Here is a 26,102-nt window from a genome sequence, read left to right on the forward strand (position 1 = left end):
TTAGGGGGTGGCATTCTAGCCCGATCATGACCTAAAGGTCAGCACCAAGCGTCAAGCGGTTACTGCAGGCGCCAGGCGGCCAGTCCAAGGCACAGCCAGCCGAGCAGAAACGCCAGACCGCCGAACGGGGTAATGATGCCGAGCTTGCTGATGCCGGTGGTGGTCAGCACATACAGACTGCCCGAGAACAACAGGATGCCGACGGCGAACGAAATACCGGCCCAGGTCACCAGACGTCCCTGAATCTGCGTGGCGAGCAGCGCAACGCCGAGCAGCGCCAGGGTGTGCACCAGTTGATAGGTCACGCCGGTGTGGAAAATCGCCAGATACTCGGGGGTCAGGCGGCTCTTCAGGCCATGAGCGGCGAAGGCGCCCAGGCCCACACCGGTAAAACCAAAGAAAGCGGCCAGCATCAGAAAGCCACGCAGCATGTGGAACTCCAGTCAGACTCGTTCGGCAGGGTCTGTATAATGGCCCGCTCTATCGGTTCGGCCAAGCCATCTCTATGCTGCGTTCACTTTTGCGTCGTCTCACGAAGGCCCTGCTCTGGTTCGCGGGCGGCAGTGTATTGCTGGTGTTGCTGTTTCGCTTCGTGCCACCGCCGGGCACGGCGCTGATGGTCGAGCGCAAGATCGAATCCTGGGTCGACGGCGAGCCGATTGACCTGCAGCGCACCTGGAAGCCGTGGGACGAGATCTCCGACGACCTCAAGGTCGCGGTCATGGCCGGCGAAGACCAGAAATTTCCCGAGCACTGGGGTTTTGACTTCGGCGCGATCCAGGCTGCATTGGCCCACAACGAGCTCGGCGGTTCGATTCGCGGCGCCAGCACCTTGAGCCAGCAAGTCTCCAAGAACCTGTTTTTGTGGTCGGGCCGCAGTTATCTGCGCAAAGGCCTGGAGGCGTGGTTTACCGCGCTGATCGAGGTGTTCTGGCCCAAGCAGCGGATTCTTGAGGTTTATCTGAACAGCGTCGAGTGGGACGACGGGGTGTTTGGTGCCGAAGCGGCGGCACGCCATCACTTTGGCGTGAGCGCCAAGTCGTTATCGCGGCAGCAGGCGAGTTATCTGGCGGCGGTGCTGCCCAATCCGCGAGTGTGGAGCGCCAGCCATCCTACGGCTTATGTGTCACGCCGGGCCGGGTGGATTCGGCAGCAGATGAGCCAGTTGGGCGGGACCAGCTATCTGCTGGGGCTCAACGATTCGCGCCGGGCGCCTTGGGCCGAATAACCACATTCAATTATTCAGACACCATCAATCACTGTGGGAGCGGGCTTGCTCGCGAAAGCGGTGTGTCAGCTTGCATTGATGTCACTGATAAACCGCATTCGCGAGCAGGCTCACTCCTACAGGAATTTGTGTTGAAACAGAAATGAAAACGCCCCGATCATTGCTGATCGGGGCGTTTTTTATTGCCTGAGCGCCGGTTATGCGGCGATCGACAACTTGAGCTTGTTCATCGCGCTCTTCTCGAGCTGACGGATTCGCTCGGCCGACACGTTGTACTTCTGCGCCAGGTCGTGCAGCGTGGCTTTCTCTTCTGCCAGCCAGCGCTGGTAGAGGATGTCGCGGCTACGTTCGTCCAGCACTTCCAGCGCTTCGTGCAGGTTGTGGTTGGAGTTGTCGCTCCAGTCGGCATCTTCCAGTTGACGCGCCGGGTCGTACCGGTGGTCTTCCAGGTAGTTGGCCGGCGACTGGAAAGCACTGTCGTCATCGGCTTCAGCAGCCGGATCGAAGGCCATGTCATGACCGGTCAGACGACTTTCCATCTCGCGCACTTCACGTGGTTCGACGCCGAGGCTTTCCGCCACACGGTGGACTTCCTCGTTGTTCAGCCACGCCAGACGTTTCTTCTGGCTGCGCAGGTTGAAGAACAGCTTGCGCTGGGCCTTGGTGGTCGCGACTTTCACAATGCGCCAGTTGCGCAGGATGAACTCGTGAATTTCCGCCTTGATCCAGTGCACGGCGAACGACACCAGACGCACACCCATTTCCGGGTTGAAGCGCTTCACGGCCTTCATCAGGCCGACGTTGCCTTCCTGGATCAGGTCAGCCTGAGCCAGACCGTAGCCGGAATAGCTACGGGCAATGTGTACGACAAAACGCAGGTGGGCGAGCACCATCTGCCGAGCCGCCCCCAAATCCTGCTCATAGTAGAGACTCTCGGCCAGTTCACGCTCCTGCTCCGGCGTCAGCAATGGAATGCTGTTGACGGTGTGCACATAGGCTTCCAGGTTCGCACCCGGAACCAACGCATACGCAGGTTGCAAAGAATTGGTCATGCGAAAAAACCTCCCACTTACATACTCGTGCCTCTCGGCACTGCGAAAAATTGACCGGGAATTCAAGTACAAGTTCCCAAAAAAACCGCAAGGTCAATCACGCGCAAAAAAGATTCTACTTCGGCGCCAGCTCCCTGAGATGACGTGCGACTGCAATCCATGCACCGATATAACCCAACAGCACCGCGCCAAGCAAGAGCGACAGACCGTCGGCAACTGGCACTCCGGCCAGCGCGAAATCACTGCCGTACAAACCGGCCAGTCCAACCACCGCGTCGTTCAGCCAGTTGAGGCCGAACGCCAGCACTCCCCAGGACAGAACACCCGCACCGAAGCCATACAACGCGCCCATATAAAGAAAGGGACGACGTACATAGCTGTCAGTGCCGCCGACGAGTTTAATCACTTCTATCTCTGTGCGGCGGTTTTCAATATGAAGACGAATGGTATTGCCTATCACCAAAAGTAATGCAGAAACCAGCAGCACTGTCAGACCGAAGACAAAACGATCACCGAGCTTGAGGATAGCGGCCAGACGCTCGACCCAGACTAGATCAAGTTGCGCCTGTTGTACCTTGGGCAGCTCGGAAAGTTTTTGTCTTAATGCTTCCAGAGTCGGCTTGTCGACCTCGTTCGGGGTCACCAGCACCACGCCCGGCAGCGGGTTCTCCGGCAGCTCGCGCAGGGCTTCGCCCAGACCGGACTGCTGCTGAAACTCTTCCAGCGCCTGATCACGACCGACATATTCGGCATCAGCAACGCCGGGCATGCCTTTGATCTGCTCGCGCAACGCCTCACCCTGCGCCGGTGTGGCATCCAGCTGCAGGTACAGCGAAATCTGCGCCGCACGCTGCCACGAACCGCCGAGACGCTCGACGTTGTTGATCAGCAGCGACAGGCCCATCGGCAGGCTCAACGCCACGGCCATCACCATGCAGGTGAAAAAGCTGCCGATCGGCTGCTTGCCGAGGCGACGCAGGCTGTCGAGCAGGCTGGCACGATGACTTTCGATCCACGAACGCAACAGCGTGGAAAAGTCCGGGCCGTCGTCATCGTCGTGTTTTTTCTTCTTCGGCGGCTGCGGATCGGCGGCTTTCGGGGCCACGCGCTCGGAAACCTTCGGACTGCGTGTCGCACTCATACGCCGGCCTCCCCGTCGCCGATCAATCGGCCGCGCTGCAAGGTCAGCATGCGGTGGCGCATACGCGCAATCAGGGCCAGGTCGTGACTGGCGATCAGCACGCTGGTGCCCAGCCTATTGATGTCTTCGAACACGCCCATGATCTCGGCCGCCAGACGCGGGTCGAGGTTACCGGTCGGTTCGTCCGCCAGCAGCAGGGCCGGACGGTGCACGATGGCGCGGGCGATGCCGACGCGCTGTTGCTGACCGGTGGACAGGTCGCCCGGGTACAAATCGGTTTTATCCGACAACGCCACGCGCTCCAGCGCCGAATCGACGCGCTTGGCGATTTCGGCCTTGGACAAGCCGAGAATCTGCAGCGGCAGCGCGACGTTGTTGAACACCGTGCGATCGAACAGCAACTGGTGATTCTGGAACACCACACCAATCTGCCGACGCAGGAACGGAATCTGCGCGTTGCTGATGGTGCTCAGATCCTGCCCGGCCAGCAGCAGTTTGCCGCTGGTCGGACGCTCCATCGCCAGCAACAGGCGCAACAACGTGGACTTACCGGCACCGGAGTGACCGGTGACAAACAGAAACTCGCCACGACGGACTCGAAAGCTCAGCTCATGCAAGCCGACGTGACCGTTCGGGTAGCGTTTACCGACCTGTTCGAAACGAATCATGAACGCTCCCGCTCGGCAAACAGTGCCTGGACAAAGGGTTCGGCTTCAAAGGTACGCAGATCGTCGATGCCTTCACCGACGCCGATGTAGCGGATCGGCAGGCCAAACTGCTTGGCCAGGGCGAAAATCACCCCGCCCTTGGCGGTACCGTCCAGTTTGGTCAGCGCCAGGCCAGTCAGTTCGACGGTCTGGTTGAATTGCTTGGCCTGGTTGATCGCGTTCTGACCGGTGCCGGCGTCGAGCACCAGCAGCACTTCGTGCGGCGCGTCGGCGTCGAGCTTGCCGATCACCCGGCGAACTTTCTTCAGCTCTTCCATCAGGTTGTCTTTGGTGTGCAGACGACCGGCGGTGTCGGCGATCAGCACGTCGATGCCACGGGCCTTGGCGGCCTGCACGGCGTCGAAGATCACCGAAGCAGAGTCGGCGCCGGTGTGCTGGGCGATCACCGGGATCTTGTTGCGCTCGCCCCAGACCTGCAGCTGCTCAACGGCAGCGGCGCGGAAGGTGTCACCGGCGGCGAGCATGACTTTCTTGCCTTCCAGTTGCAGCTTCTTCGCCAGTTTGCCGATGGTGGTGGTCTTGCCAGCGCCATTGACGCCGACCACCAGAATCACGAACGGCTTGTTCTGCGAGGCAATTTTCAGCGGCTGCTCGACCGGCTTGAGCATCGCCGCCAGCTCGGCCTGCAACGACTTGTACAGCGCATCGGCGTCGGCCAGCTCTTTACGTGCGACCTTCTGGGTCAGGCGCTGGATGATCTGGGTGGTGGCTTCGACACCGACATCGGCGGTCAGCAGGCGGGTTTCCAGCTCATCGAGCAGGTCGTCATCGATGGTTTTACGGCCGAGAAACAGGCTGGCCATGCCCTCGCCGATGCTGGCGCTGGTTTTCGACAGGCCTTGCTTGAGGCGGGTGAAGAAGCCGACTTTGGTTTCTTCGCTGCGCGGGGCTTCGACTGGCGTTTCAGCAACCACTTCCAGCGGCACAACCGGAGCAGCGACGACCGGTGCAGGTGAGGGTGCAGGCTCGGGCTCGGGCTGCTGAACGACCGGCGAAACAGGGGCAACGAACACCGGGGCCGCCGGCTCGGCAACAACCGGCGCAGGCTCGACAACCGGCTCAACCACTGGCGCCGGAGCGACCTCAGGGACGAACGCGGCAGGCGCCGGAATCGGCGGCGTCACATGCGGCGCGGCCTCTTCGACCAAGGCCACCGGCTCTTCGGCCACCGGCAAGGTCAGCCACGGCTCGGCCGCCGGGGTCAGTGGCAGCTCGGCCGCCACCGGGGTTTCAGGTTCTGGCTCGGGCTCAACCGGTTGCAGCACCGGCTCGGCAATCGGCAGCACGATCGGCGCCGGCTCTTCTTCTATAGCAGGCGCTGGCGTCGGAGCCGGCTCAGGAATCACGGGCGGCTGTTCGACGACGGGTTCCTGCGGTTTCTTACGCAGCCATCCGAACAGGCTTTTCTTCTCGCCAGCCGCAGCTGGGGTCTTCTTGTCGTCGTTGGAACCAAACATGGAGGACGGCTATCTCACGGTAGCGACGCGCCATAAGGGCGCCCCGGCAAATAAATATTCGATGCAGAACAGACTGTGTTTCATCCAGCTTGTTCACGCGCAACATTTTGTCGAGGCGCCAGCGGCACCTCAAAGAATCGTATAAACGAAGGACTAAACCGGCAAAATCGGCGAAAAAGCGAAGTCTAGTCGATAAACCGCAGCTTTCTGCCGCAAACCCATACAGCCGGTTCAGGCCTGAAAACCTGATAGGCGTGGTCGCCGGTAAAACGGATCAGTATCCTAGCACCCTCTCGCCCGCCGACGCTAAGACCAAGCGGGCAGCCCAACAGGTTAAAAAACGAATGAATGCTCTAGCCCGCCGCGCTGCAGGCCTGCTGTTCAGCACAGTCTGCCTGCCCCTTTCGGCCCTGGCGGCCGACCCGCAACCGACCCACGAATTCACCCTCGACAACGGCCTGAAGGTCGTCGTGCGCGAAGACCATCGCGCGCCGGTGGTGGTGTCGCAGGTCTGGTACAAGGTCGGCTCCAGCTACGAAACCCCGGGCCAGACCGGCCTGTCCCACGCGCTTGAGCACATGATGTTCAAGGGCAGCGAGAAAGTCGGCCCCGGCGAAGCCTCGTTGATCCTGCGCGATCTGGGCGCCGAAGAAAACGCCTTCACCAGCGACGATTTCACAGCGTATTACCAGGTGCTGGCCCGCGACCGTCTGGGCGTAGCGTTTGAACTGGAAGCCGACCGCATGGCCAATCTGCGCCTGCCGGCTGACGAGTTCGCCAAGGAAATCGAAGTCATCAAGGAGGAGCGTCGCCTGCGCACCGATGACAAGCCGATGTCCAAAGCCTACGAGCGCTACAAGGCGATGGCTTACCCGGCCAGTGGCTACCACACGCCGACCATCGGCTGGATGGCGGACCTGGACCGGATGAAAGTCGAAGAGCTGCGCCACTGGTATCAGTCCTGGTATGTGCCGAACAACGCCACGCTGGTAGTGGTCGGTGACGTCACCCCTGATGAGGTGAAGACCCTCGCCCAGCGCTATTTCGGGCCGATTGCCAAGCGCGAGGTGCCGCCAGCGAAGAAACCACTGGAACTGGCCGAGCCGGGTGAGCGCCAGATCACCCTGCATGTGCAGACTCAACTGCCCAGCCTTATGCTCGGTTTCAACGTGCCCAGCATCGCCACCGCTGAAGACAAGCGCTCGGTCAACGCCCTGCGCCTGATCTCGGCGCTGCTCGACGGCGGCTACAGCGGGCGTATCCCGACGCAACTGGAGCGCGGCGAAGAGCTGGTCTCCGGCGGTTCGTCGAGCTACGACGCCTACACCCGTGGCGACAGCCTGTTCACCCTGTCGGCGACGCCGAACACGCAGAAGAACAAGACCATGGCGCAAGCTGAAGCCGGTCTGTGGAAACTGCTGGAACAGCTGAAAACCACCGCACCGTCCGCCGAAGAACTGGAGCGCGTGCGTGCGCAAGTGATCGCCGGTCTGGTGTTCGAACGTGACTCGATCACCAGCCAGGCCACCGCCATCGGCCAGCTGGAAACGGTCGGTCTGTCGTGGAAGTTGATGGACACCGAACTCGCCGATCTGGAAAGCGTGACCCCGCAAGACATCCAGAACGCCGCCAAGCTGTATTTCACCCGCGAACGTCTCAGCGTCGCCCATGTCCTGCCACTGGAGACGACTCATGAGTGAGCGTAAATCCCCACGCCTGTTGCTTGGTCTGATCGCTGTGGCGGTCATCGGCTCCGCCGCGTTCTATCTGATGCCCGGTGTCAAAACCGACGCCAGCGAAGCACTGGACAACGCCAAGTCCAGCCAGAAGCTCCAATCGCTGGCCGAACTCGACAGCAAGGCCCCGGCCAGCCGCAAGCTCGACGTGCAGACCTGGAACACCGCCGAAGGCGCCAAGGTGCTGTTCGTCGAAGCCCATGAGCTGCCGATGTTCGACATGCGCCTGATCTTCGCCGCGGGCAGCAGCCAGGACGGCAATGCGCCGGGCCTGGCAATCCTGACCAACGCCATGCTCAACGAGGGCGTGGCGGGCAAGGACGTTGGCGCCATCGCCCAGGGCTTCGAAAGCCTCGGGGCGGATTTCGGCAACGGCGCCTACAAGGACATGGCGCTGGCTTCGCTGCGCAGTCTGAGTGCCGCCGACAAGCGCGAGCCGGCGCTGAAGCTGTTCTCCGAAGTGGTCGGCAAACCGACCTTCCCGGCCGATTCCTTCGCGCGCATCAAGAACCAGATGCTCGCCGGTTTCGAATACCAGAAACAGAACCCCGGCAAACTCGCCAGCCTCGAGCTGATGAAGCGTTTGTACGGCGACCACCCGTATGCGCATTCCAGCGACGGCAACGCGCAGAGCGTGCCGAAGATCACTCTGGCGCAACTGCGTGAGTTCCACGCCAAGGCCTACGCGGCCGGCAACGTGGTGATCGCGCTGGTCGGTGACTTGTCTCGCGCCGAGGCCGAGGCGATTGCCAATCAGGTCTCCTCTGCCCTGCCGAAAGGCCCGGCACTGGCGAAGATCGCCCAGCCGCAGGAACCGAAAGCCAGCATCAATCACATCGAGTTTCCGTCGAAGCAGACCAACCTGTTGCTCGCGCAACTGGGCATCGACCGTGACGACCCGGATTACGCGGCGCTGTCGATGGGCAACCAGATCCTCGGTGGCGGCGGTTTCGGTACCCGTCTGATGAGCGAAGTGCGCGAGAAGCGCGGCCTGACCTACGGCGTGTATTCCGGGTTCAGCCCGATGCAGGCTCGCGGCCCGTTCATGATCAACCTGCAGACCCGCGCGGAAATGAGCGAAGGCACCCTGAAACTGGTGCAGGACGTGCTCGCCGATTACCTGAAGACCGGCCCGACCCAGAAAGAACTCGACGACGCCAAACGCGAACTGGCCGGCAGCTTCCCGTTGTCCACCGCGAGCAACGCCGATATCGTCGGCCAGCTGGGCGCCATGGGTTTCTATAATCTGCCGCTGAGCTATCTGGATGACTTCATGCGTCAGTCCCAGAGCCTGACCGTCGAACAGGTCAAAGATGCGATGAACAAACACCTGAGCACGGACAAACTGGTCATCGTCAGCGCTGGCCCGACCTTGCCGCAAAAGCCGTTACCGGCCCCATCTGATAAACCTGCCGAGCAACCGCTCGGGGTTCCGGAGCATTAATGGCTACTCGCCCTAAAAAACCTGCGCAGAACGTCCACAACGGTGTGAACCAGCTGCGCATCATCGGCGGCGAATGGCGCAGCCGCAAACTGAGCTTCCCTGATGCCCCCGGCCTGCGCCCGACGCCGGATCGCGTGCGCGAAACCCTGTTCAACTGGCTCGCGCCCTATGTAGCCGGGGCCAAGGTGCTGGACCCGTTCGCAGGAAGCGGCGCACTGTTTCTGGAGGCATTGTCCCGCGGCGCGGCCATGGGCCAGGCGCTGGATGCCAGCAACGTTGCAGTATCAAGCCTGAAGGAACACCTCGGCACCCTGCGCTGCACCAACGGCCAGGTGCAGACCGCCGACGCGCTGCGTTATCTGGAAACCCAGGTCGCCACGCCGTTCGATCTGGTATTTCTCGATCCGCCGTTCAACCAGAACCTGTTGCCAGCCGTCTGCACTTTGCTGGAAGAACGCCAATGGCTGGCGCCGGATTCGTGGATCTACACTGAAAGCGAGACCGCGCCTTCGACGCTGGGCCTGCCGGGCAACTGGCGCCTGCACCGCGAGCAGAAATCCGGGCGGGTGTACTACGCGTTGTGGCAACGTATGGCAGTCAACTGAACGTATTGAACAACCCTGTGGCGAGGGAGCTTGCTCCCGCTGGACTGCGCAGCAGTCCCAAAAAAGGGCCGCTTCGCGCCCCAGCGGGAGCAAGCTCCCTCGCCACAAAAGGTGTGTGCACTCTGGAAACTGAACGCTTCACCCCCGCCTTCGGCCTCGGCAATCCGCACCTGCAAACCTTGTGGGGGCCGCTGTGGCGCAAAACCGTCCACCTTGATCGCCAGCGCGAACGCCTGTGGCTGGACGACGGGGACTTCCTCGACCTCGACTGGCATGGTCCGCACAGCGCCGACGCGCCGCTGGTGCTGGTATTGCACGGGTTGACCGGTTCTTCCAATTCGCCCTACGTCGCCGGAATTCAGGCCGCCCTCGCCGCACAAGGCTGGGCCAGCGTCGCGCTGAACTGGCGCGGTTGCTCCGGCGAACCCAATCTGCTGCCGCGCAGCTACCACTCCGGTGCCAGCGAAGACCTCGCCGAAGCCATCCAACACTTACGTGCCAAACGCCCGCTGGCGCCGCTGTATGCGGTCGGTTATTCCCTCGGCGGCAATGTGTTGCTCAAGCATCTCGGCGAGACCGGCAGCGACAGCGGCGTGCTCAGTGCGGTGGCGGTGTCGGTGCCGTTTCGCCTTGATCAGTGTGCGGACCGGATCGGTCAGGGTTTCTCCAAGGTCTATCAGGCGCATTTCATGCGCGAGATGGTCGCCTACATCAAGAACAAGCAACGGCAGTTCCAGCACGACGGGCGCGAGGATGGCCTGGCGGCTCTGGCGGCGCTCGGTTCGCTGGAGAACATGCGGACTTTCTGGGACTTCGACGGCCGGGTCACCGCGCCGCTGCACGGTTTTACCGATGCCGAGGATTACTATCGCCGGGCGTCGAGTCGCTACTTTCTCGGCGAGATCCGCACCCCGACCCTGATCATTCAAGCCGCTGACGATCCGTTCGTATTCCCCCACAGCCTGCCGACGGCCGAAGAGCTGTCCGCCACCACGCAGTTCGAGCTGCAGGCCAAGGGTGGACATGTCGGGTTTGTCGATGGCACGTTGCGCCAGCCCGGTTACTACCTGGAACGGCGCATCCCGCAATGGTTGGCCCGTGTGACGTCATGAGCGACCAGGGCGAGTCGATCCGTTTCTGGCAGACCGCGCCACTGGCCGGGGTCGAGTTGCTGTCGGCGCGTTACATCGAGCATCGCTTCGCCCCGCACGTCCACGAGGGTTATGTGATCGGCATGATCATGGCCGGCGCCCAGCGTTATCGCTATCGCGGTGCCGAACACCTGGCCGGCAGCGGCACCCTGGTGCTGATCAACCCGGACGAATTGCACACCGGGCACAAGGGCACCGAGGACGGCTGGCTATACCGGGCGTTTTATCCCGATACCGGAAAGATCGTTTCACTGCTCGAAGAACTGGAACTGCCCACCGCACCGATGCCGGCGTTTGGCGCGACGCTGTATCGCGACCCGGATCTGGTCAACGGTTTCTGTCAGCTGCATCGCTTGCTGGAAAGCCCCGCCACCGCGCTGCAACAGCAAACGGTATGGCGCGAGATGATGATGCTGCTGTTGCAGCGGCATGCGGCGGTGCAGATCAACGGTAAACCGGGCAAGGAACACCGCGCGGTGGTGATGGCCAAGGAGTTGCTGCATGCGCAACTCGCTGCGCCGCCGTCGCTGGAAGAACTGGCGGCCGCAGTGAATCTGTCGCCCTTCCACTTCGCCCGGGTATTCCGCCGCGCCACCGGCATGCCACCGCACACCTGGCTGATGCAGCAGCGCATCGCCACGGCCCGGGGTTTATTGCAGCACGGTTGCCTGCCGGTGGAAGTCGCCATGCAACTGGGCTTTGCCGACCAGAGTCATCTGAGCCGGCAGTTCAAGCAGGTGTATGGCGTGGGGCCGGCGGCGTATCGCAGTGCCAGACAACCTGTTAGCGGCGATTAACCCCTGTGGGAGCGGGCTTGCTCGCGAAAGCGGTGTTTCAGTCGACAATGATGCCTGCTGATACACCGCTTTCGCGAGCAAGCCCGCTCCCACATTGGGGGTATGGTGACTTTATTCGCCGGTGGCGATGCCCCGAGAAGGCTCGTTGATCCACTCACTCCACGACCCGGCATACAACGAACCCAGCGGATACCCCGCCAGGCACAACGCGAACAGGTTGTGACACGCCGTCACCCCGGAGCCGCAATAGGCGACCAGTTCCGCAGGTGAACGCTCGCCGAGTTTCGCGGCAAAGCGCTGCTTGAGCTGCTCCGCCGGCAGGAATCGCCCGTCGCTGCCGAGGTTTTCGGTAAACGCTGCGCATTGCGCGCCGGGAATGTGCCCGCCGATCGGGTCAATCGGCTCCACCTCACCCTTGAAACGCGGCAAGGCCCGGGCGTCGATCAGGGTCAGGGACGGCTGACCGAGGCGTTGCTGCAATTGCTCGGCACTCAGCAGCAGGTTCATGTCCGGCTGCCCGCTGAAGTTGCCCCGGGTGACCGATGGCGCATCCAGGCTCAGCGGCAGACCGGCCGCGTGCCAGGCCTTCAGCCCGCCGTCGAGAATGAATACGCCGTCGCGCTTGCCCAGCCACGCCAGCAACCACCAGGCGCGGGCCGCATAGGCACCGGGGCCGTCGTCGTACAAAACCACATCGCTGTCGGCATTGATGCCCCACGCCTGCAGACGCTCGATCAGCACCGCCGGCTCAGGCAGCGGGTGACGTCCGGTGACGCCTTTGATCACCTTGCCGCTCAGGTCACGCTCAAGGTCGGCGAAGCGGGCGCCGGCGATGTGCCCTTCGGCATAGCTGCGCTGCCCGTAGTCCGGGTCTTCGAGGGCAAAACGACAATCGAGAATCACCAGCCCCGGCTGCTCCTTGCGGGCATCCAGTGCATTCGGGCTGAGCAGTTGCGCAATCGGCATAACGGACTCCTGTGAGCGACTTCGAAATGGTTTACCGCCCTTCCTCGAGGGCCTGGGCCAGCGGCACGTAGAACTCGTCGAACAAGGCATTCACCTCTTCACGGGCCTGATCGGTGACGAATCCGGCTTCCAGCACCAGCACCTGATACACGCCACGCTTGATGGCCTGTTCGCTGAGGTGATTGGAGTTTTCCCGGGTGGTGCACAGAAAGCGCACCCACGAGGTGAGGATGATCCAGGCATTGATCGTCAGGGATTCGATCTGCACCCGATCCATCTTGAGGATGCCGGCGGCGACGAAGCCCTCGTAGATCGCCATGCCCTGGATCACGCAGCGCTGGGAAAAACGCCGGTAGCGCGCGGCCAGGTCCGGATCGCTGTCGAGCAGGTGCTCGAGATCGCGATGCAGAAAGCGGTAGCCCCACATCGCCGACAGCAGTTCCTTGAGGTAATAGCGCTTGTCTTCGACAGTGGCGGCACGCCCCTGCGGCGGGCGCAGAAAGCTGTCCACAAGCGTCTCGTACTCACTGAACAGCACGGCGATGATCGCCTGCTTGTTCGGGAAGTGGTAGTACAGATTGCCCGGAGAAATCTCCATGTGGGCGGCGATGTGATTGGTGCTGATGCTGCGCTCGCCCTGCTGATTGAACAGTTCGAGGCTGTTCTGCACGATGCGCTCGCTGGTTTTTATTCGTGGGGCCATGGCTTGAGCTTTAATTCAGAGTGCGGTGAGGGGCATCTTACGACCTAACCGGAACGGGATAAAACAAAGCTGTGTCGGGAAGTCATTTGACTTTCTAGAGCATAGACTCTAGAACGTCATCACTACAATAAATCCGGAGCCGACGATGACTGCCGACATTGCTTATCTGCAAACGCTGCAACAGCCCCTGGAAGAGCTGGATCGGCTGTTCGCGGCACAGCGCGCCGCCTATGCCGCCAACCCGATGCCGCCGGCAGATCAGCGCCAGCAGTGGCTCAAGGCGTTGCGCGAATTGCTCAGCCATGAGCGGCAGGCGCTGGTCGAGGCCATCAGCGCGGATTTCAGTCATCGCAGCGCCGATGAAACCTTGCTCGCCGAATTGATGCCCAGCCTGCACGGCATCCATTACGCCAGCCGCCACCTCAAAGGCTGGATGAAGTCGTCGCGGCGCAAAGTCGGCATGGCCTTTCAGCCGGCGTCGGCCAAAGTCGTGTACCAGCCGCTTGGCGTGGTCGGCATCATCGTTCCGTGGAACTACCCGTTGTATCTGGCCATCGGTCCACTGGTCGGCGCGCTGGCAGCGGGCAACCGGGTGATGCTCAAGCTCAGCGAATCGACCCCGGCCACCGGCCAGTTGCTCAAGACCCTGCTGGGACGGATTTTCCCCGAAGATCTGGTCTGTGTGGTGCTTGGCGAGGCCGACATCGGCGTGGCGTTCTCCCGCCTGCGTTTTGATCACCTGCTGTTCACCGGCGCCACCAGCATCGGCAAACACGTGATGCGCGCTGCGGCGGAAAACCTGACCCCGGTGACCCTCGAACTGGGCGGCAAGTCCCCGGCCATCGTCTCTCGCGACGTGCCACTCAAGGACGCCGCCGAACGCATCGCCTTCGGTAAAACCCTGAATGCCGGGCAGACCTGCGTCGCCCCCGATTACGTGCTGGTGCCGCAAGACCGCGTCGGCGCGTTCGTCGAAGCCTATCGTCAGGTGGTCAACAGTTTCTATCCAACCCTCGCCGACAACCCGGACTACACCGCGATCATCAACGAGCGCCAACTGGCCCGGCTCAACGGTTATGTCAGCGACGCCACGAGCAAGGGCGCGCTGCTGATCCCGCTGTTCGAACAGGGCCAGGGCCGGCGCATGCCGCACAGCCTGCTGCTCAATGTCACTGACGAGATGACCGTGATGCAGGACGAAATCTTCGGCCCGCTGCTGCCGATCGTGCCGTATCAAGACCTCGATCAGGCGTTTGCCTACATCAATCAGCGCCCTCGTCCTCTGGCGCTTTACTACTTCGGCTACGACAAGCGCGAACAGGATCGCGTGCTGCACGAAACCCACTCCGGCGGCGTGTGCCTGAACGACACCCTGCTGCATGTGGCGCAGGACGACATGCCGTTCGGCGGCATCGGCCCGTCAGGCATGGGCCATTACCACGGCCACGAAGGCTTCCTGACCTTCAGCAAGGCCAAGGGCGTGCTGATCAAACAGCGCTTCAATGCAGCGAAGCTGATTTATCCGCCCTACGGCAAATCGATTCAGAAACTGATCCAGAAGCTGTTCATCCGCTAATCGTCGTCACCGCCGGGTAATAACAACAATGCACCCAAGCCTGACCGAAACACCTGCCCTGTCGCGCCGTGGCCTGCTGAAGTTCAGCCTCGGCGCCACGGCTTTTCTCGCCACCGCCGGCCTCGGCGCCAGCCTCAGTGGCTGTTCATCGAGTGTCGCGGCCAACGGCTTCATCACCTTGCGCGACGGCGACCTGCTGTTTCTGCGCGCACTGATTCCGGTGATGCTCGAAGGCGCCGTGGCCGCCGAGAAAATGCCCGGTGCGGTGGATGGCACCCTGAAGTCGCTGGACTACAGCCTCGATCACCTGTCGCCGGAAATGCTCAAGCTCACCCGGCAATTGTTCGATGTGCTCGGCATGGCGGTCACCCGTGGCCCGCTCACGGGCATTTGGGGCAGTTGGGAAAACGCCAGCCCCGAGGCGCTGCGCCACTTCCTCGAGCGCTGGCAGAACAGTTCATTGAGCCTGCTGCGCATGGGCCACAGCTCATTGCAGCAGATGGTGATGATGGCCTGGTACACCCGCGCCGAGTCTTGGGGCCATTGCGGCTACCCCGGCCCGCCCAAGGTCTGAAATCGAGTCGCGCCGTTCGCGAGCAAGCTCGCTCCCACAAGGGAATGCATTTCAATGTGGGAGCGGGCTTGCTCGCGAAGAGGCCCGCAAGAACAACAAAAACAAGAGAACCTGATCCATGCCCGTACCCGACCCGTTCCGCGAAGGCCTCGCCCGTGGCTGGAAAACCTACAACGGCGCCCAACTGACCGGTGACCTGACGCTGCAAGCCGACGTGGCCATCATCGGCAGCGGCGCCGGTGGCGGCACCACGGCAGAAATCCTCAGCGCCGCCGGTTACAAAGTGCTGCTGATCGAAGAAGGCCCGCTCAAGACCAGTTCCGACTTCAAGATGCTCGAAGACCAGGCCTACAGCAGCCTCTATCAGGAAGGCATCGGCCGCATGAGCAAGGACGGCGCGATCACCATCCTCCAGGGCCGTGCGGTCGGTGGCACCACGCTGATCAACTGGACCTCGAGTTTCCGCACGCCCGAGCCGACCCTCGAGCACTGGGCCAAGGAACACAACGTCAAAGGCCACAGCCCGGCCGAAATGGCGCCGTGGTTCGAAAAAATGGAGCAGCGTCTCGGCGTCGCGCCATGGATGGTCCCGCCCAACGCCAACAACGACGTGATCCGCAAGGGCTGCGAGCAACTCGGCTACAGCTGGCACGTGATCCCGCGCAACGTCCGTGGCTGCTGGAACCTTGGCTACTGCGGCATGGGCTGCCCGACCAACGCCAAGCAGTCGATGATGGTCACGACCATACCGGCGACGCTGGAAAAGGGCGGCGAGCTGCTGTACCTGGCCCGTGCGGAAAAGCTGTTGATCAGCGGCGACAAGATCACCGGCCTGCAATGCGTGGCGATGGACGAGCGCTGCGTCGAGCCGACCGGACGCAAAATCACAGTCAAGGCCCGGCATTACGTGCTGGCCGGCGGCGGCATCAACAGCCCGGCCCTGCTGCTGCGTTCGGATGCACCGGATCCGCATCAACGCCTCGGCAAACGTACCTTCCTGCATCTGGTGAACATGTCCGCCGGGCGTTTCGACGAGGTGATCAACCCGTTCTACGGCGCGCCACAGTCGATCTACTCGGATCATTTCCAGTGGAAGGACGGCACCAGTGGGCCGATGGGCTACAAACTCGAAGTGCCACCGCTACAACCGGCGCTGGCCGCGACGCTGCTCGGCGGCTTCGGCCAGCAGAACGCCGAACACATGGCCGACCTGCCGCACACCCACGCGATGCTCGCGTTGCTGCGCGACGGTTTCCACCCGGACAGCCCCGGTGGCAGTGTCGAATTGCGCGGTGACGGTTCGCCAGTGCTCGACTATCAAGTCTCGCCTTACGCCTGGGAAGGCTTGCGCCGCGCCTTTCACAGCATGGCCGAGATCCAGTTTGCCGGCGGCGCCAAAGCCGTGATGCCGATGCACGCCGATGCGCGTTACGTGAAAACCCTGGCCGAAGCCCGCACTTTGATCGACAGTTTGAGCCTTGAGCTGTACCGCACGCGCCTGGGCAGTGCCCACGTGATGGGCGGTTGTGCGATGGGCGAAGAGCCGAAAAACGCGGTCACCGACAGCCTCGGCCGGCATCATCAACTGAGCAATCTGTCGATTCACGACGGCTCGCTGTTCCCCACCAGCATTGGCGCCAACCCGCAATTGTCGGTGTATGGGCTGACTGCACAATTGGCGACGTCCCTCGCTGATCGGCTGAGAAATCCGTGAAAAAACCGGTTTATCGCGTCGTCTATAGTGCTTTCTTACCCAACAGGCGACTTGGCCGACCGGGACGGCTGCGATACCATCCGACTCCCCAACGGACTCCCGCCAGGACGACGCGATGAACCGAGTGTTGTACCCAGGTACCTTCGACCCTATTACCAAGGGCCATGGCGATCTGGTCGAACGCGCCTCGCGCCTGTTCGATCACGTGATCATTGCGGTCGCCGCCAGCCCGAAGAAAAATCCGCTGTTCCCGCTGGAACAACGGGTTGAGCTGGCTCGCGAGGTCACCAAACACCTGCCCAACGTCGAAGTGGTCGGCTTCTCGACGCTGCTGGCGCATTTCGCCAAGGAGCAGAACGCCAATGTGTTCCTGCGTGGCCTGCGTGCGGTGTCGGACTTCGAATACGAATTCCAGCTGGCCAACATGAACCGCCAGTTGGCCCCGGACGTCGAGAGCCTGTTTCTCACCCCGTCCGAGCGTTATTCGTTCATTTCCTCGACGCTGGTGCGGGAAATCGCCGCGCTGGGCGGCGATATCAGCAAGTTCGTGCACCCGGCCGTGGCCGATGCCCTGACGCTGCGCTTTAAAAAGTAGGAACTGCCGCAGGCTGCGATCCTGGCTTTTGATTTCAGCCCTTGATCGCAGCCGCGTGCACTGCGCTCGCCAATGCGGCACAATTGCGCGCATTGATTTATAGCGCCCGGGCCTGCCGCCCCGGCTGGAGTTAGCATGTCCCTGATCATCACCGACGATTGCATCAACTGCGACGTCTGCGAACCCGAGTGCCCGAACGCCGCCATTTCCCAAGGCGAAGAGATCTATGTGATCGACCCGAACCTGTGCACCCAGTGCGTCGGTCACTACGACGAACCGCAGTGCCAGCAGGTCTGCCCGGTGGATTGCATTCCACTGGACGAGGCGCATCCGGAGACTGAAGAACAGTTGATGGAGAAGTACCGCAAGATCACCGGCAAGGCCTGATCCGGCAATTTTGTAGCGCTCTTTCGGGCCTCTTCGCGAGCAAGCTCGCTCCCACATTTGAAATGCGCTCCAATGTGGGAGCGAGCTTGCTCGCGAAAGGGCCATCAGCAGCAGCGCAAAACCCGGATCAGCTCACTCGCGCTGCTCAAACCCCTCCCCTGTACACCCCAGACACCGCACAAACGCCGCTTTCGCCGGATCCACCACCAGCGCCTGTCCCGCATCGCCCACCCCGCCACCCAGCGCGGTGAACGGCAATGACACCACAAACACCCCCGCACCCAGCACCGTTGCCACCACCAATAAAGGTCGGGCAATCAGCAAATCGCCGATCATGGCGTAGGCGGGAGGGTTCTGGATGGTGTAGCGCGGATCACCACTGCCGTTTTCCGTGGCCTGAACGGCCAGGCTGGAACACAGCAGCAGTGCGGCAAACAGGACTTGCGAGGACTTCATGGCACGATCCTTCGGGCTGAACAGTGAGACAACTCACTATAGACCGTAGGACTTTTTCAGCTTTTTGCCTCAGGTCTGGCAACGCGGACAGAAGACACTGGCCCGTTGACCCAGCTTCACTTCGCGCAGGCCGGTGCCGCAGACCTTGCAGTGCTCACCGCCGCGACCATAGACAAACAGTTCCTGCTGGAAGTAGCCGGGCTGCCCGTCGCCGCCGATGAAATCCCGCAACGTGGTGCCGCCGCGCTCGATGGCTGCAGCGAGAATCCGTTTGATCTCGATCGCCAGCTTCAGATACCGCGCCCGGGAGATGCTTTTGGCTTCGCGGCGCGGATCGATCCCGGCAGCGAACAGCGCTTCGGTTGCGTAAATGTTGCCGACGCCCACCACCACCGCGTTGTCCATGATGAACGGCTTGACCGCCATCGAACGCCCGCGCGACAACTGGAACAGGCGCTCGCCGTCGAACAGATCGGTCAACGGCTCTGGCCCGAGGCGAATCAGCAGTTCGTGATTGAGCGGGTCGGTACTCCACAGCATCGCGCCGAAACGGCGTGGATCGGTGTAGCGCAGCGCCAGACCGGATTCCAGCTCGATATCGACGTGCTCGTGCTTGAGCGCCGGCAACCCGACTTCCACCAGCCGCAGGTTGCCCGACATGCCCAGGTGACTGATCAGCGTGCCGACCTCGGCATTGATCAACAGGTACTTGGCCCGCCGCTCGACCAGCACGATGCGCTGCCCGGACAGGCGCACATCGAGGTCTTCAGGGATCGGCCAGCGCAGCCGGCGGTCACGCACGATCACCCGGCTGACGCGCTGGCCTTCAAGGTGCGGGGCAATACCCCGGCGGGTGGTTTCGACTTCCGGCAGTTCAGGCATGGTGTCCTCGAATCAATGCGCGCCGAGGTCGCGGATCGTTTGTTTGAGGGTTTCGAAGTCGTAATCCGATAGTCCCACATAGTCGAGTACCAGTGGACCGACGGCGTTCCATTCGAAGTCTTCGGTCTGATTGCCCAGCACCCGGTAGGACGCGCAGATGTGCTCGGCCATCTTCAGGATCGCCAGCAGGTTTTTCAGCTGGCTGTTGCGTGACGACTCGTCGCTGAAGATCGCCAAGGCGTTGTGGTGATTGGCAATCGCCGCGCTGACGTGCTCCGGCAGGCGCCACGACTTGGCGGTGTAGTAACCGACCACGGCATGGTTGGTGTTGAACTCGCTGTTTTCGGTGTCCACCACCCGGCACTCGGCGCTGGCATTGGCATAGGCCTTTTCCAGCACCGACATGTAATTGGGGAAACGCTGCAGCATCAACGGCACGCCACAGTCATGGAACAGACCCAAGGCATAGGCTTCATCACCGGCCTGGGTGCCGATGCGCTTGGCCAGGGTCAGGCAGGTCATCGCCACGTCCTGAGCGGTGTCCCAGAAACGGTTGAGGGTGACGATGGTGTCGTCGTTCATCTCGCCCTTGATCGACTGCGCGTTGATCAGGTTGATGATCGAGCGGCTGCCCAACAGGTTCACCGCACGCTGGATCGAAGTGATCTTGTTGCTCAGGCCGTAATACGGCGAGTTGACGATTTTCAGCAGCGAGCCGGACAGACCTGGGTCCTGGGAGATCAGCTTGGCGATCACCTCCAGGTCCGGGTCGGGCATGTACTGCTCCATTTGCAGATCCACCATGATCTGCGGCTGCGCCGGCACACTGATGCCTTGCAGGGATTGTTGAATCTGTTCGGTGGTCAGCTCTTGGGACATAAGTACACACTCTGGGACAGGCGGCGATTCTAACCTCTAAAAACCGCACGACGACACACCAGTGGGCATTTGTCAGGAACTTTCATTCCCGCTCAGGCTTCGGACTTTGTAAGGCCGACCGGACACTCAAGCACCGGCTCGGCGGCAATTTCCCGCAGACTCAGGAGCTTAATCATGGCTAATTCCCTCAGCGGCAAGCGTGTCGCCATTTTGGTAACAGACGGTTTCGAACAGGTCGAACTGACCGGTCCCAAGCAAGCACTGGAGCAGGCCGGCGCCCAGGTCGACATCCTCTCGGCCGAGGCCGGCAAGGTCAAAGGCTGGAACCACGACAAACCGGCGGATGACTTCAAGGTCGATCAGACCTTTCAAGGCGCCAGCAGCGAGCAGTACGACGCGATCGTCCTGCCGGGTGGCGTACAGAACTCCGACACCATCCGCATCGACCAGGATGCCCAGCACCTGGTCAAGACCGGCGCCTCCGCCGGCAAACCGATCGCGGTGATCTGCCACGGCAGCTGGCTGCTGATTTCCGCCGGGCTGGTCAACGGCAAGACCCTGACCAGCTACAAGACACTCAAGGACGATCTGGTGAATGCCGGGGCCAACTGGGTCGACAAGGAAGTGGTCAAGGACGGCCACCTGATCAGCAGCCGTCAGCCGGACGATATTCCGGCGTTCAACCGTGAGTTGATCGACGCGCTCTCTGCCTGACGCGCCTCTGTGGCGAGGGAGCTTGCTCCCGCTCGGCTGCGCAGCAGTCGCAAGCCCTGCCAACCGGTTCTTCCTGATGAATCGAGTTGCATGAATTGGGGCCGCTTCGCAGCCCGGCGGGAGCAAGCTCCCTCGCCACATGTCCAGCGCTGAACCTGCACACGCATCAACACGGTATACTCCCGCTCTTTTTTCCGGAGCGACGTCATGTCCCTGCCTAGCCTGCGCCTCAAAGCCAACGCCGACCGTCGCCTGCGCAACGGCCACTTGTGGGTCTACAGCAACGAAATCGATGTGGCCGCCACGCCACTGCACGGCTTCAAGGCCGGCGATCAGGCGATCCTCGAAGCCGCCGGCGGCAAGCCGCTGGGCATCGTAGCTATGAGCCCGAACAACCTGATCTGCGCTCGCCTGTTGTCGCGCGACATCAAGCTGCCTCTGGACAAGTCGCTGCTGGTGCATCGTCTGAACGTGGCCCTGTCGCTGCGCGAGCGCCTGTTCGACAAGCCGTTCTACCGCCTGGTGTACGGCGATTCCGACCTGCTGCCGGGTCTGGTGGTCGACCGTTTCGGCGACATCCTCGTGGTGCAGATTGCCTCGGCGACCATGGAAGCGCACAAGGATGACGTGATCGCTGCACTGACCCAAGTGCTCAAGCCAAGCGGCATTCTGTTCAAGAACGACTCCGCCGCCCGTGACGCCGAAGGCCTCAACCGCTACGTCGAAACCGTGTTCGGTCTGGTGCCGGAGTGGGTCGCGCTGGAAGAGAACGGCGTGAAGTTTGAAGCGCCGGTGATCGGCGGCCAGAAAACCGGCTGGTTCTACGACCACCGCATGAACCGCGCCCGCCTGGCTCCCTATGCCAAAGGCAAACGCGTGCTCGACCTCTATAGCTACATCGGTGGCTGGGGCGTGCAGGCTGCAGCGTTCGGCGCCAGCGAAGTGTTCTGCGTCGACGCATCCGGCTTCGCCCTTGACGGCGTTGAGCGTAACGCTGCACTGAACGGCTTCGCCGACAAGATGACCTGCATCGAAGGCGACGTCTTCGAAGCCTTGAAAGAACTCAAGGCCAGCGAAGAACGTTTCGACGTGATCGTTGCCGACCCGCCAGCGTTCATCAAACGCAAGAAAGACATGAAGAACGGTGAAGGCGCCTACCGTCGCTTGAACGAGCAAGCCATGCGCCTGCTCACCAAGGACGGCATTCTGGTCAGCGCTTCGTGCTCCATGCACCTGCCGGAAGATGATCTGCAGAACATCCTGCTGACCAGCGCCCGTCACCTGGACCGCAACATCCAGTTGCTGGAACGTGGCGGTCAAGGCCCGGATCACCCGGTACACCCGGCCATCGCCGAGACCCGCTACATCAAGAGCATCACCTGCCGTCTGCTGCCGAACAGCTGATTGGCCATGAAACGGGGAGCCTGCGGGCTTCCCGTTTGCTTACGGCGATGCAATGTCGTCGAATTCCTTGGCTTTTTCCTACAACCAACTTCCTACATGTACGCAGGACATTTCCCTGCGCATTAAATTTTAAGAATTAAAACTTACAAGCCCGCCCGTGCAGCATGCCCGCTCCGACAAAATTAATAGAAATTTCCTACCCAAGTATCGCTTGCCAATAATTCATTACAACCTATTATTAAGTTGTCACCACGACGGTGACATTCACTCTCAATGAACAAGGAGTTCATACTTATGAAAGCAATTACTCTGGAAACCAACAAAATCGCAAACCTGGCCTTCCTGGTTGCGCCTAAAGCCCGCTAAGTGAGCCAGAACGCTGGGGAGTGCCGGCACCCCAGCGTTCTTTCGACCCTTTCCAGAGCGATCTATACAACATGCACATCAATCCTTACTTATTCATATTGCCGCGCACACCCGGACAAATAGTCTGGAATTATAAAGACCATACTCAGCATGAGCTGGACCTGACTTATTCTTGTCGACTTGCACAACTTATCAACAACCCGGAGCAATTCGACAGACGCAACATAATAGACTCACAACTTCTGAATGCGGGCATATTAACCGTTGCAAAAATAGACAGCCCGCCATGGGGCTGGGATGAGTTGTCGAAGATTTATCATATCGGCACCCAGAACATTCCCTGCGAACAGATACCCCAGAATATTCATGAGTGGTCCAGGCAATACCTGAACCATTGCAGCGCCGTGCTGACCACACCGGCACCCGCGCAAGATCGTCCGATACAACAGGACGAACCCCGAATCGCCCTCCCAGCCTCCGCCGCCCTGACCGTTGCCAGTCTTGGCAATGTCCTGCGCCTGAGAAAAACCTGCCGCTCCTTTACTGGCGCATCAATCAGCCTCGGTGACGTCGGCACACTGATGTATCTCTCGCTGGGTTTTCTTCGCCACCGCGACCATGACCGCGACGAGAGCATCGCCGAGGGCCTCGGCGCCCGTCGCAGCAGTCCTTCGGGAGGCGGGTTGAATGCCTGTGAAGGGTTTCTCCTGGCTCGCAATATCGAGGGCCTGGAACCCGGCATCTATGCCTATCACCCGGCAGAACATGCGCTCAGCCGGGTCAATCCCTTGCCCGAACCCGCGCTCGGCCATTTGCTGGCGGGCCAGCATTTCATCAATAACCTGCCGCTGGGTCTGTTCATCACCGCCCGCTTCGACAAGCTCTGGTGGAAGTATGAACACTCGCGCGCCTATCGCATGGCGTTCGTCGAAGCGGGTCACCTGTCGCAGACCTTTCAACTGGTGGCCACGGCGCTGGGCCTGGGAACGTGGCTGACCGGCGCGTTCGCCGATCGTCAGGTCGAAGCCCTGCTCAAACTCGAAGGCAGCGCTGAACAACCGTTGTTCTTTGTCGGCTGCGGCGCCAGCGACGGTCAGGCGATGTGTCAGGAAATGCGTGACCTGTTGCAGGAGACGCGTACATGAACGTGCCAACCGCGGAACAGCCCGAAACACCTGAGTCCTGGATGCTTCGCTTCACGCTTGGCGATTGGGACAACCGCGCTTCGGTGCGTACGAGCCGGCACGACTACCAGTTGCCGGCAGACCTGCAGTTACAACTGCAGACCCGCTTCTGGTTTCCGCCGGCCTTCCTGCCGTACCTGTCCCACCCGGCCATCGAAGCCGCAGGCAGCAGGGTCATGCATCGACTGGCGGCCAATCACCTGGTGCACTTCCTCGACTACACCACGCTGCTTGAACACCGCATCGTCAACCGCGCCGTGGAAACCATCGTCCACGGCGAGTTACCTGCCTACATTCCTTCACGGATGAAAACCGCCGCGCTGCAGCTCTATACCGACGAGGGTTATCACGCGCTGTTCTCCCATCGTCTGGCCGAACAGATCGCCGAACTGCATGGTTTCACCGGCCGACCGCAGATGCCCCTGCGCATTACCCGCCTGACCGGTCTGATCGCCCGAACACCGGAGAGCAAACGCCCACTGGCGTGGTTTCTGCTCGGTTTCGTCTCGGAAACCATCATTGCCCGGGAGCTGCTGGATGTGTGCCGGGAGACGCTGGTGACCAGCGTGAATGACATGTTGCGTGATCACCTTGCTGACGAAGCGCGCCACAGCCGGTTTTTCTCCGAAGTCTTTCACTACCTCTGGCTGACCCTGAACAGCCGTCAGCGCGCCTTCGCGGCCAGAACCTTGCTGGAGACCCTGGCGACCTTCTTCGAAGTCGACGAGCAATGGCTACATCAGAGCCTGCGCCGCGCCGGCATTGGCGAAGGCGCAATCAAGGAGATTCTCGATGACCTGACCAACGAACAGGCCAGCCGCCAGCGTGCCAGATCCGGAGCCACGGCTACGCTTGCTGCACTCGAAAGGGCCGGATTCTTCGCGCACCCCAACAACCGCAAACTTTTCGCCAAGGCAGGACTGATCGATGCTTGAAGGAAGAACGGTGGTAACGACCCGACAACGACGCGGGGCGGTCAGTCTGCTGTTGGCCATGGTGCTGCTGGGAGTGTTTCCGCTGGACGTCCTGCTGCCGTCGTTCCCGGCGCTGGCCGAACACTTCGCCAGCACCCCGACCGACATCGCCCTGTCGATCAGCCTGTTCGCGGTGGGCATCGCCTTTGCCCAACTGCTGATCGGGCCATTGTCCGACGTCATCGGGCGCAAGGGCTTGCTGCTCGCCGGCATGGCTGTCTCGATCCTTGGCGCCATCGGCTGCGTCATGACCAGTGACTACACACTGTTCATGACCTTTCGCATCGTGCAGGCCATCGGCTGCGGCTGTTTCGTCCTGTCACAGGCACTGGTGCAGGACCTGTTCGAGGGCGAACAGCGCGATCGCCTGCGGATCCTGATGGTGACCGCCACCGGGATCTTCATCTCGGTATCGCCGCTGGCCGGGACCTTTCTGCAGGCGACCCTGGGCTGGCGCGGCAGCTTCTGGCTGTTCATCGCACTGGCGGCTGTGGTGTTGCTCAAAGCCTGGGTGTTTCTGGACAACAGTCGGCCCGCTGTCAGAGATACACCGATCCATTTTCTCAAGGCTTACCGACGGGTGCTGGGGGACTTCGACTTCGTTGGCTACTGGCTGATCTCGGCTTTCGCATTCGCCTGCCACTTCTCGTTCATTGTCATTTCGCCGCTGATTTTCATGGATCAATTGCAGCTGTCAGCCTATGACTTCTCGCTGATCCTGCTGATCTACGGCGCGGCCTATGTCGCTGGCGGCATCGTCGCCACGCTGCTGAGCCGGCGCATTTCGCCCGGGCAGCAAATGCTGGTCGGGCTGAGCCTGATCCTGCTGGCGGGGCTGGTGATGCTGTTCATGGCCAGGCACCTGGCGCTCTCGGCGGCCACGGTGCTGATCCCGATGCTGATCTGCACCGCCGGTACGACCATCGCGCGCCCTGCTGCCACTTCGCGGGCCATGAGCCTGTTCCCGGAAAATGCCGGCACTTCGGCCTCCGCAGGCAGCACGATCATTTTCATCTGTGGCGGCCTGATCAGCGCCCTGATCAGCCTGAGCCCAAGCAACCTGCAAGCCACCCTCGGCTACTGTTTTATCCTGCTCAGCTGCATCGCACTGGCGTTGAACAAGCGGATCAGCCACCGCGCCAGAGTCATCGAAACCAGTGCCATCACGCCCTCTGGCAGCGATTGAGCCTGCCGGTCGTCATGCCACACGCACCGTCGGCACTGGAACAACGCTTTGCGCCATTCCCTCCAGACGCCAGCGGTGTAGAATCGGCTGATTCATCGCCATTCATCCCCCGGCGGGTTTATGAGCTCAGGCTGAGGCAAGCGGCGATCCCGCAAAGTCATCGGCAACATCCAGGACACACGGCCATTTCTGAGTGTTCCAGA

The 26,102-nt window shown here is 61.5% G+C and carries 26 protein-coding genes; 16 read left to right on the plus strand and 10 right to left on the minus strand.

Annotated elements, in window-relative coordinates; genetic code table 11:
• Positions 1 to 59 precede the first annotated feature (59 nt).
• Complete coding sequence (locus AC27VU_RS14365) at positions 60 to 431, minus strand: DUF423 domain-containing protein (protein WP_103521232.1); 372 nt, start codon at positions 429 to 431, stop codon at positions 60 to 62.
• A gap of 74 nt (positions 432 to 505) precedes the next feature.
• On the opposite strand from AC27VU_RS14365, the gene mtgA reads away from it, so the two are divergent.
• Positions 506 to 1,228: a monofunctional biosynthetic peptidoglycan transglycosylase gene (gene mtgA, locus AC27VU_RS14370; RefSeq protein WP_003229145.1), complete on the plus strand. Its 723-nt coding sequence runs from the start codon at positions 506 to 508 to the stop codon at positions 1,226 to 1,228.
• Positions 1,229 to 1,425: 197 nt separating this feature from the next.
• Here mtgA and rpoH read toward each other — a convergent pair whose 3' ends face one another.
• The 4 genes from rpoH to ftsY form a co-directional block, all read right to left on the minus strand.
• Entirely contained in the window at positions 1,426 to 2,280 is an 855-nt protein-coding gene (rpoH, locus tag AC27VU_RS14375) for an RNA polymerase sigma factor RpoH (RefSeq protein WP_003229146.1), read from the minus strand.
• 115 nt (positions 2,281 to 2,395) lie between these two features.
• Positions 2,396 to 3,421 (minus strand): permease-like cell division protein FtsX, encoded by a 1,026-nt coding sequence (gene ftsX, locus AC27VU_RS14380; protein ID WP_103521233.1) that lies wholly within the window; start codon positions 3,419 to 3,421, stop codon positions 2,396 to 2,398.
• A complete protein-coding gene (gene ftsE / locus AC27VU_RS14385) occupies positions 3,418 to 4,089 on the minus strand; it encodes a cell division ATP-binding protein FtsE (protein ID WP_003229148.1) in 672 nt (223 codons plus the stop codon). The genes ftsX and ftsE overlap by 4 nt, the downstream gene beginning before the upstream one ends.
• Entirely contained in the window at positions 4,086 to 5,606 is a 1,521-nt protein-coding gene (gene ftsY, locus AC27VU_RS14390) for a signal recognition particle-docking protein FtsY (RefSeq protein WP_488724310.1), read from the minus strand. The genes ftsE and ftsY overlap by 4 nt, the downstream gene beginning before the upstream one ends.
• Before the next feature lie 344 nt (positions 5,607 to 5,950).
• On the opposite strand from ftsY, the gene AC27VU_RS14395 reads away from it, so the two are divergent.
• The 5 genes from AC27VU_RS14395 to AC27VU_RS14415 all read left to right on the plus strand — a co-directional run bounded on the left by AC27VU_RS14395 (position 5,951) and on the right by AC27VU_RS14415 (position 11,339).
• A complete protein-coding gene (locus AC27VU_RS14395; protein ID WP_045122661.1) occupies positions 5,951 to 7,306 on the plus strand; it encodes a M16 family metallopeptidase in 1,356 nt (451 codons plus the stop codon).
• Complete coding sequence (locus AC27VU_RS14400) at positions 7,299 to 8,786, plus strand: M16 family metallopeptidase (RefSeq protein WP_488724311.1); 1,488 nt, start codon at positions 7,299 to 7,301, stop codon at positions 8,784 to 8,786. The genes AC27VU_RS14395 and AC27VU_RS14400 overlap by 8 nt, the downstream gene beginning before the upstream one ends.
• Positions 8,786 to 9,391 carry a 16S rRNA (guanine(966)-N(2))-methyltransferase RsmD gene (gene rsmD / locus AC27VU_RS14405; protein ID WP_083367657.1) on the plus strand — a complete coding sequence of 202 codons (606 nt, stop codon included), beginning with the start codon at positions 8,786 to 8,788 and terminating at the stop codon, positions 9,389 to 9,391. The genes AC27VU_RS14400 and rsmD overlap by 1 nt, the downstream gene beginning before the upstream one ends.
• A 113-nt stretch (positions 9,392 to 9,504) precedes the next feature.
• Complete coding sequence (locus AC27VU_RS14410) at positions 9,505 to 10,503, plus strand: hydrolase (RefSeq protein ID WP_488724312.1); 999 nt, start codon at positions 9,505 to 9,507, stop codon at positions 10,501 to 10,503.
• Positions 10,500 to 11,339: an AraC family transcriptional regulator gene (locus AC27VU_RS14415; protein ID WP_201137064.1), complete on the plus strand. Its 840-nt coding sequence runs from the start codon at positions 10,500 to 10,502 to the stop codon at positions 11,337 to 11,339. Before AC27VU_RS14410 ends, AC27VU_RS14415 begins: the two co-directional genes overlap by 4 nt.
• Before the next feature lie 111 nt (positions 11,340 to 11,450).
• Here AC27VU_RS14415 and AC27VU_RS14420 read toward each other — a convergent pair whose 3' ends face one another.
• On the minus strand, positions 11,451 to 12,305 hold the full coding sequence (locus AC27VU_RS14420) for a sulfurtransferase (RefSeq protein WP_488724313.1): 855 nt from the start codon (positions 12,303 to 12,305) through the stop codon (positions 11,451 to 11,453).
• Between the two features lie 31 nt (positions 12,306 to 12,336).
• Positions 12,337 to 13,008 (minus strand): TetR/AcrR family transcriptional regulator, encoded by a 672-nt coding sequence (locus AC27VU_RS14425; protein WP_027610562.1) that lies wholly within the window; start codon positions 13,006 to 13,008, stop codon positions 12,337 to 12,339.
• Positions 13,009 to 13,153: 145 nt separating this feature from the next.
• On the opposite strand from AC27VU_RS14425, the gene AC27VU_RS14430 reads away from it, so the two are divergent.
• The 5 genes from AC27VU_RS14430 (at position 13,154) to AC27VU_RS14450 (ending at position 17,854) form a co-directional block, all read left to right on the plus strand.
• A complete protein-coding gene (locus AC27VU_RS14430; protein ID WP_003229154.1) occupies positions 13,154 to 14,584 on the plus strand; it encodes a coniferyl aldehyde dehydrogenase in 1,431 nt (476 codons plus the stop codon).
• 28 nt (positions 14,585 to 14,612) lie between these two features.
• On the plus strand, positions 14,613 to 15,158 hold the full coding sequence (locus AC27VU_RS14435) for a twin-arginine translocation pathway signal protein (protein ID WP_488724314.1): 546 nt from the start codon (positions 14,613 to 14,615) through the stop codon (positions 15,156 to 15,158).
• 118 nt (positions 15,159 to 15,276) lie between these two features.
• Complete coding sequence (locus AC27VU_RS14440; RefSeq protein WP_400497341.1) at positions 15,277 to 16,872, plus strand: GMC family oxidoreductase; 1,596 nt, start codon at positions 15,277 to 15,279, stop codon at positions 16,870 to 16,872.
• Positions 16,873 to 16,987: 115 nt separating this feature from the next.
• The gene (gene coaD, locus AC27VU_RS14445) at positions 16,988 to 17,467 is read left to right on the plus strand and encodes a pantetheine-phosphate adenylyltransferase (RefSeq protein WP_003229157.1); all 480 of its coding nucleotides are present in this window, start codon (positions 16,988 to 16,990) and stop codon (positions 17,465 to 17,467) included.
• Positions 17,468 to 17,602: 135 nt separating this feature from the next.
• Entirely contained in the window at positions 17,603 to 17,854 is a 252-nt protein-coding gene (locus AC27VU_RS14450) for a YfhL family 4Fe-4S dicluster ferredoxin (RefSeq protein ID WP_003195146.1), read from the plus strand.
• Positions 17,855 to 17,986: 132 nt separating this feature from the next.
• On the opposite strand, the gene AC27VU_RS14455 is transcribed toward AC27VU_RS14450, so the two are convergent.
• The 3 genes from AC27VU_RS14455 to AC27VU_RS14465 form a co-directional block, all read right to left on the minus strand.
• A complete protein-coding gene (locus tag AC27VU_RS14455) occupies positions 17,987 to 18,310 on the minus strand; it encodes a multidrug transporter (protein WP_400497328.1) in 324 nt (107 codons plus the stop codon).
• 69 nt (positions 18,311 to 18,379) lie between these two features.
• Positions 18,380 to 19,192 (minus strand): bifunctional DNA-formamidopyrimidine glycosylase/DNA-(apurinic or apyrimidinic site) lyase, encoded by an 813-nt coding sequence (mutM, locus tag AC27VU_RS14460; RefSeq protein ID WP_003229159.1) that lies wholly within the window; start codon positions 19,190 to 19,192, stop codon positions 18,380 to 18,382.
• 12 nt (positions 19,193 to 19,204) lie between these two features.
• Entirely contained in the window at positions 19,205 to 20,017 is an 813-nt protein-coding gene (locus AC27VU_RS14465; RefSeq protein ID WP_177434710.1) for an HDOD domain-containing protein, read from the minus strand.
• Between the two features lie 228 nt (positions 20,018 to 20,245).
• Between AC27VU_RS14465 and AC27VU_RS14470 the strand changes: the two genes are divergently transcribed.
• From AC27VU_RS14470 to AC27VU_RS14490, 5 genes are all read left to right on the plus strand, one after another.
• The gene (locus tag AC27VU_RS14470) at positions 20,246 to 20,785 is read left to right on the plus strand and encodes a type 1 glutamine amidotransferase domain-containing protein (RefSeq protein ID WP_003229161.1); all 540 of its coding nucleotides are present in this window, start codon (positions 20,246 to 20,248) and stop codon (positions 20,783 to 20,785) included.
• 207 nt (positions 20,786 to 20,992) lie between these two features.
• Positions 20,993 to 22,189, plus strand: coding sequence for a class I SAM-dependent rRNA methyltransferase (locus AC27VU_RS14475; RefSeq protein ID WP_003229162.1), 1,197 nt, complete (start codon positions 20,993 to 20,995; stop codon positions 22,187 to 22,189).
• A 437-nt stretch (positions 22,190 to 22,626) separates the two neighbouring features.
• Positions 22,627 to 23,700, plus strand: coding sequence for a SagB family peptide dehydrogenase (locus AC27VU_RS14480; protein ID WP_103521867.1), 1,074 nt, complete (start codon positions 22,627 to 22,629; stop codon positions 23,698 to 23,700).
• Positions 23,697 to 24,674, plus strand: a complete 978-nt coding sequence (locus tag AC27VU_RS14485) for a diiron oxygenase (RefSeq protein ID WP_488724315.1) — start codon at positions 23,697 to 23,699, stop codon at positions 24,672 to 24,674. The genes AC27VU_RS14480 and AC27VU_RS14485 overlap by 4 nt, the downstream gene beginning before the upstream one ends.
• A complete protein-coding gene (locus tag AC27VU_RS14490; RefSeq protein ID WP_103484303.1) occupies positions 24,667 to 25,899 on the plus strand; it encodes a multidrug effflux MFS transporter in 1,233 nt (410 codons plus the stop codon). The genes AC27VU_RS14485 and AC27VU_RS14490 overlap by 8 nt, the downstream gene beginning before the upstream one ends.
• Positions 25,900 to 26,102 lie beyond the last annotated feature (203 nt).

The organism is Pseudomonas sp. 14P5.3.2 (genome assembly GCF_057799175.1).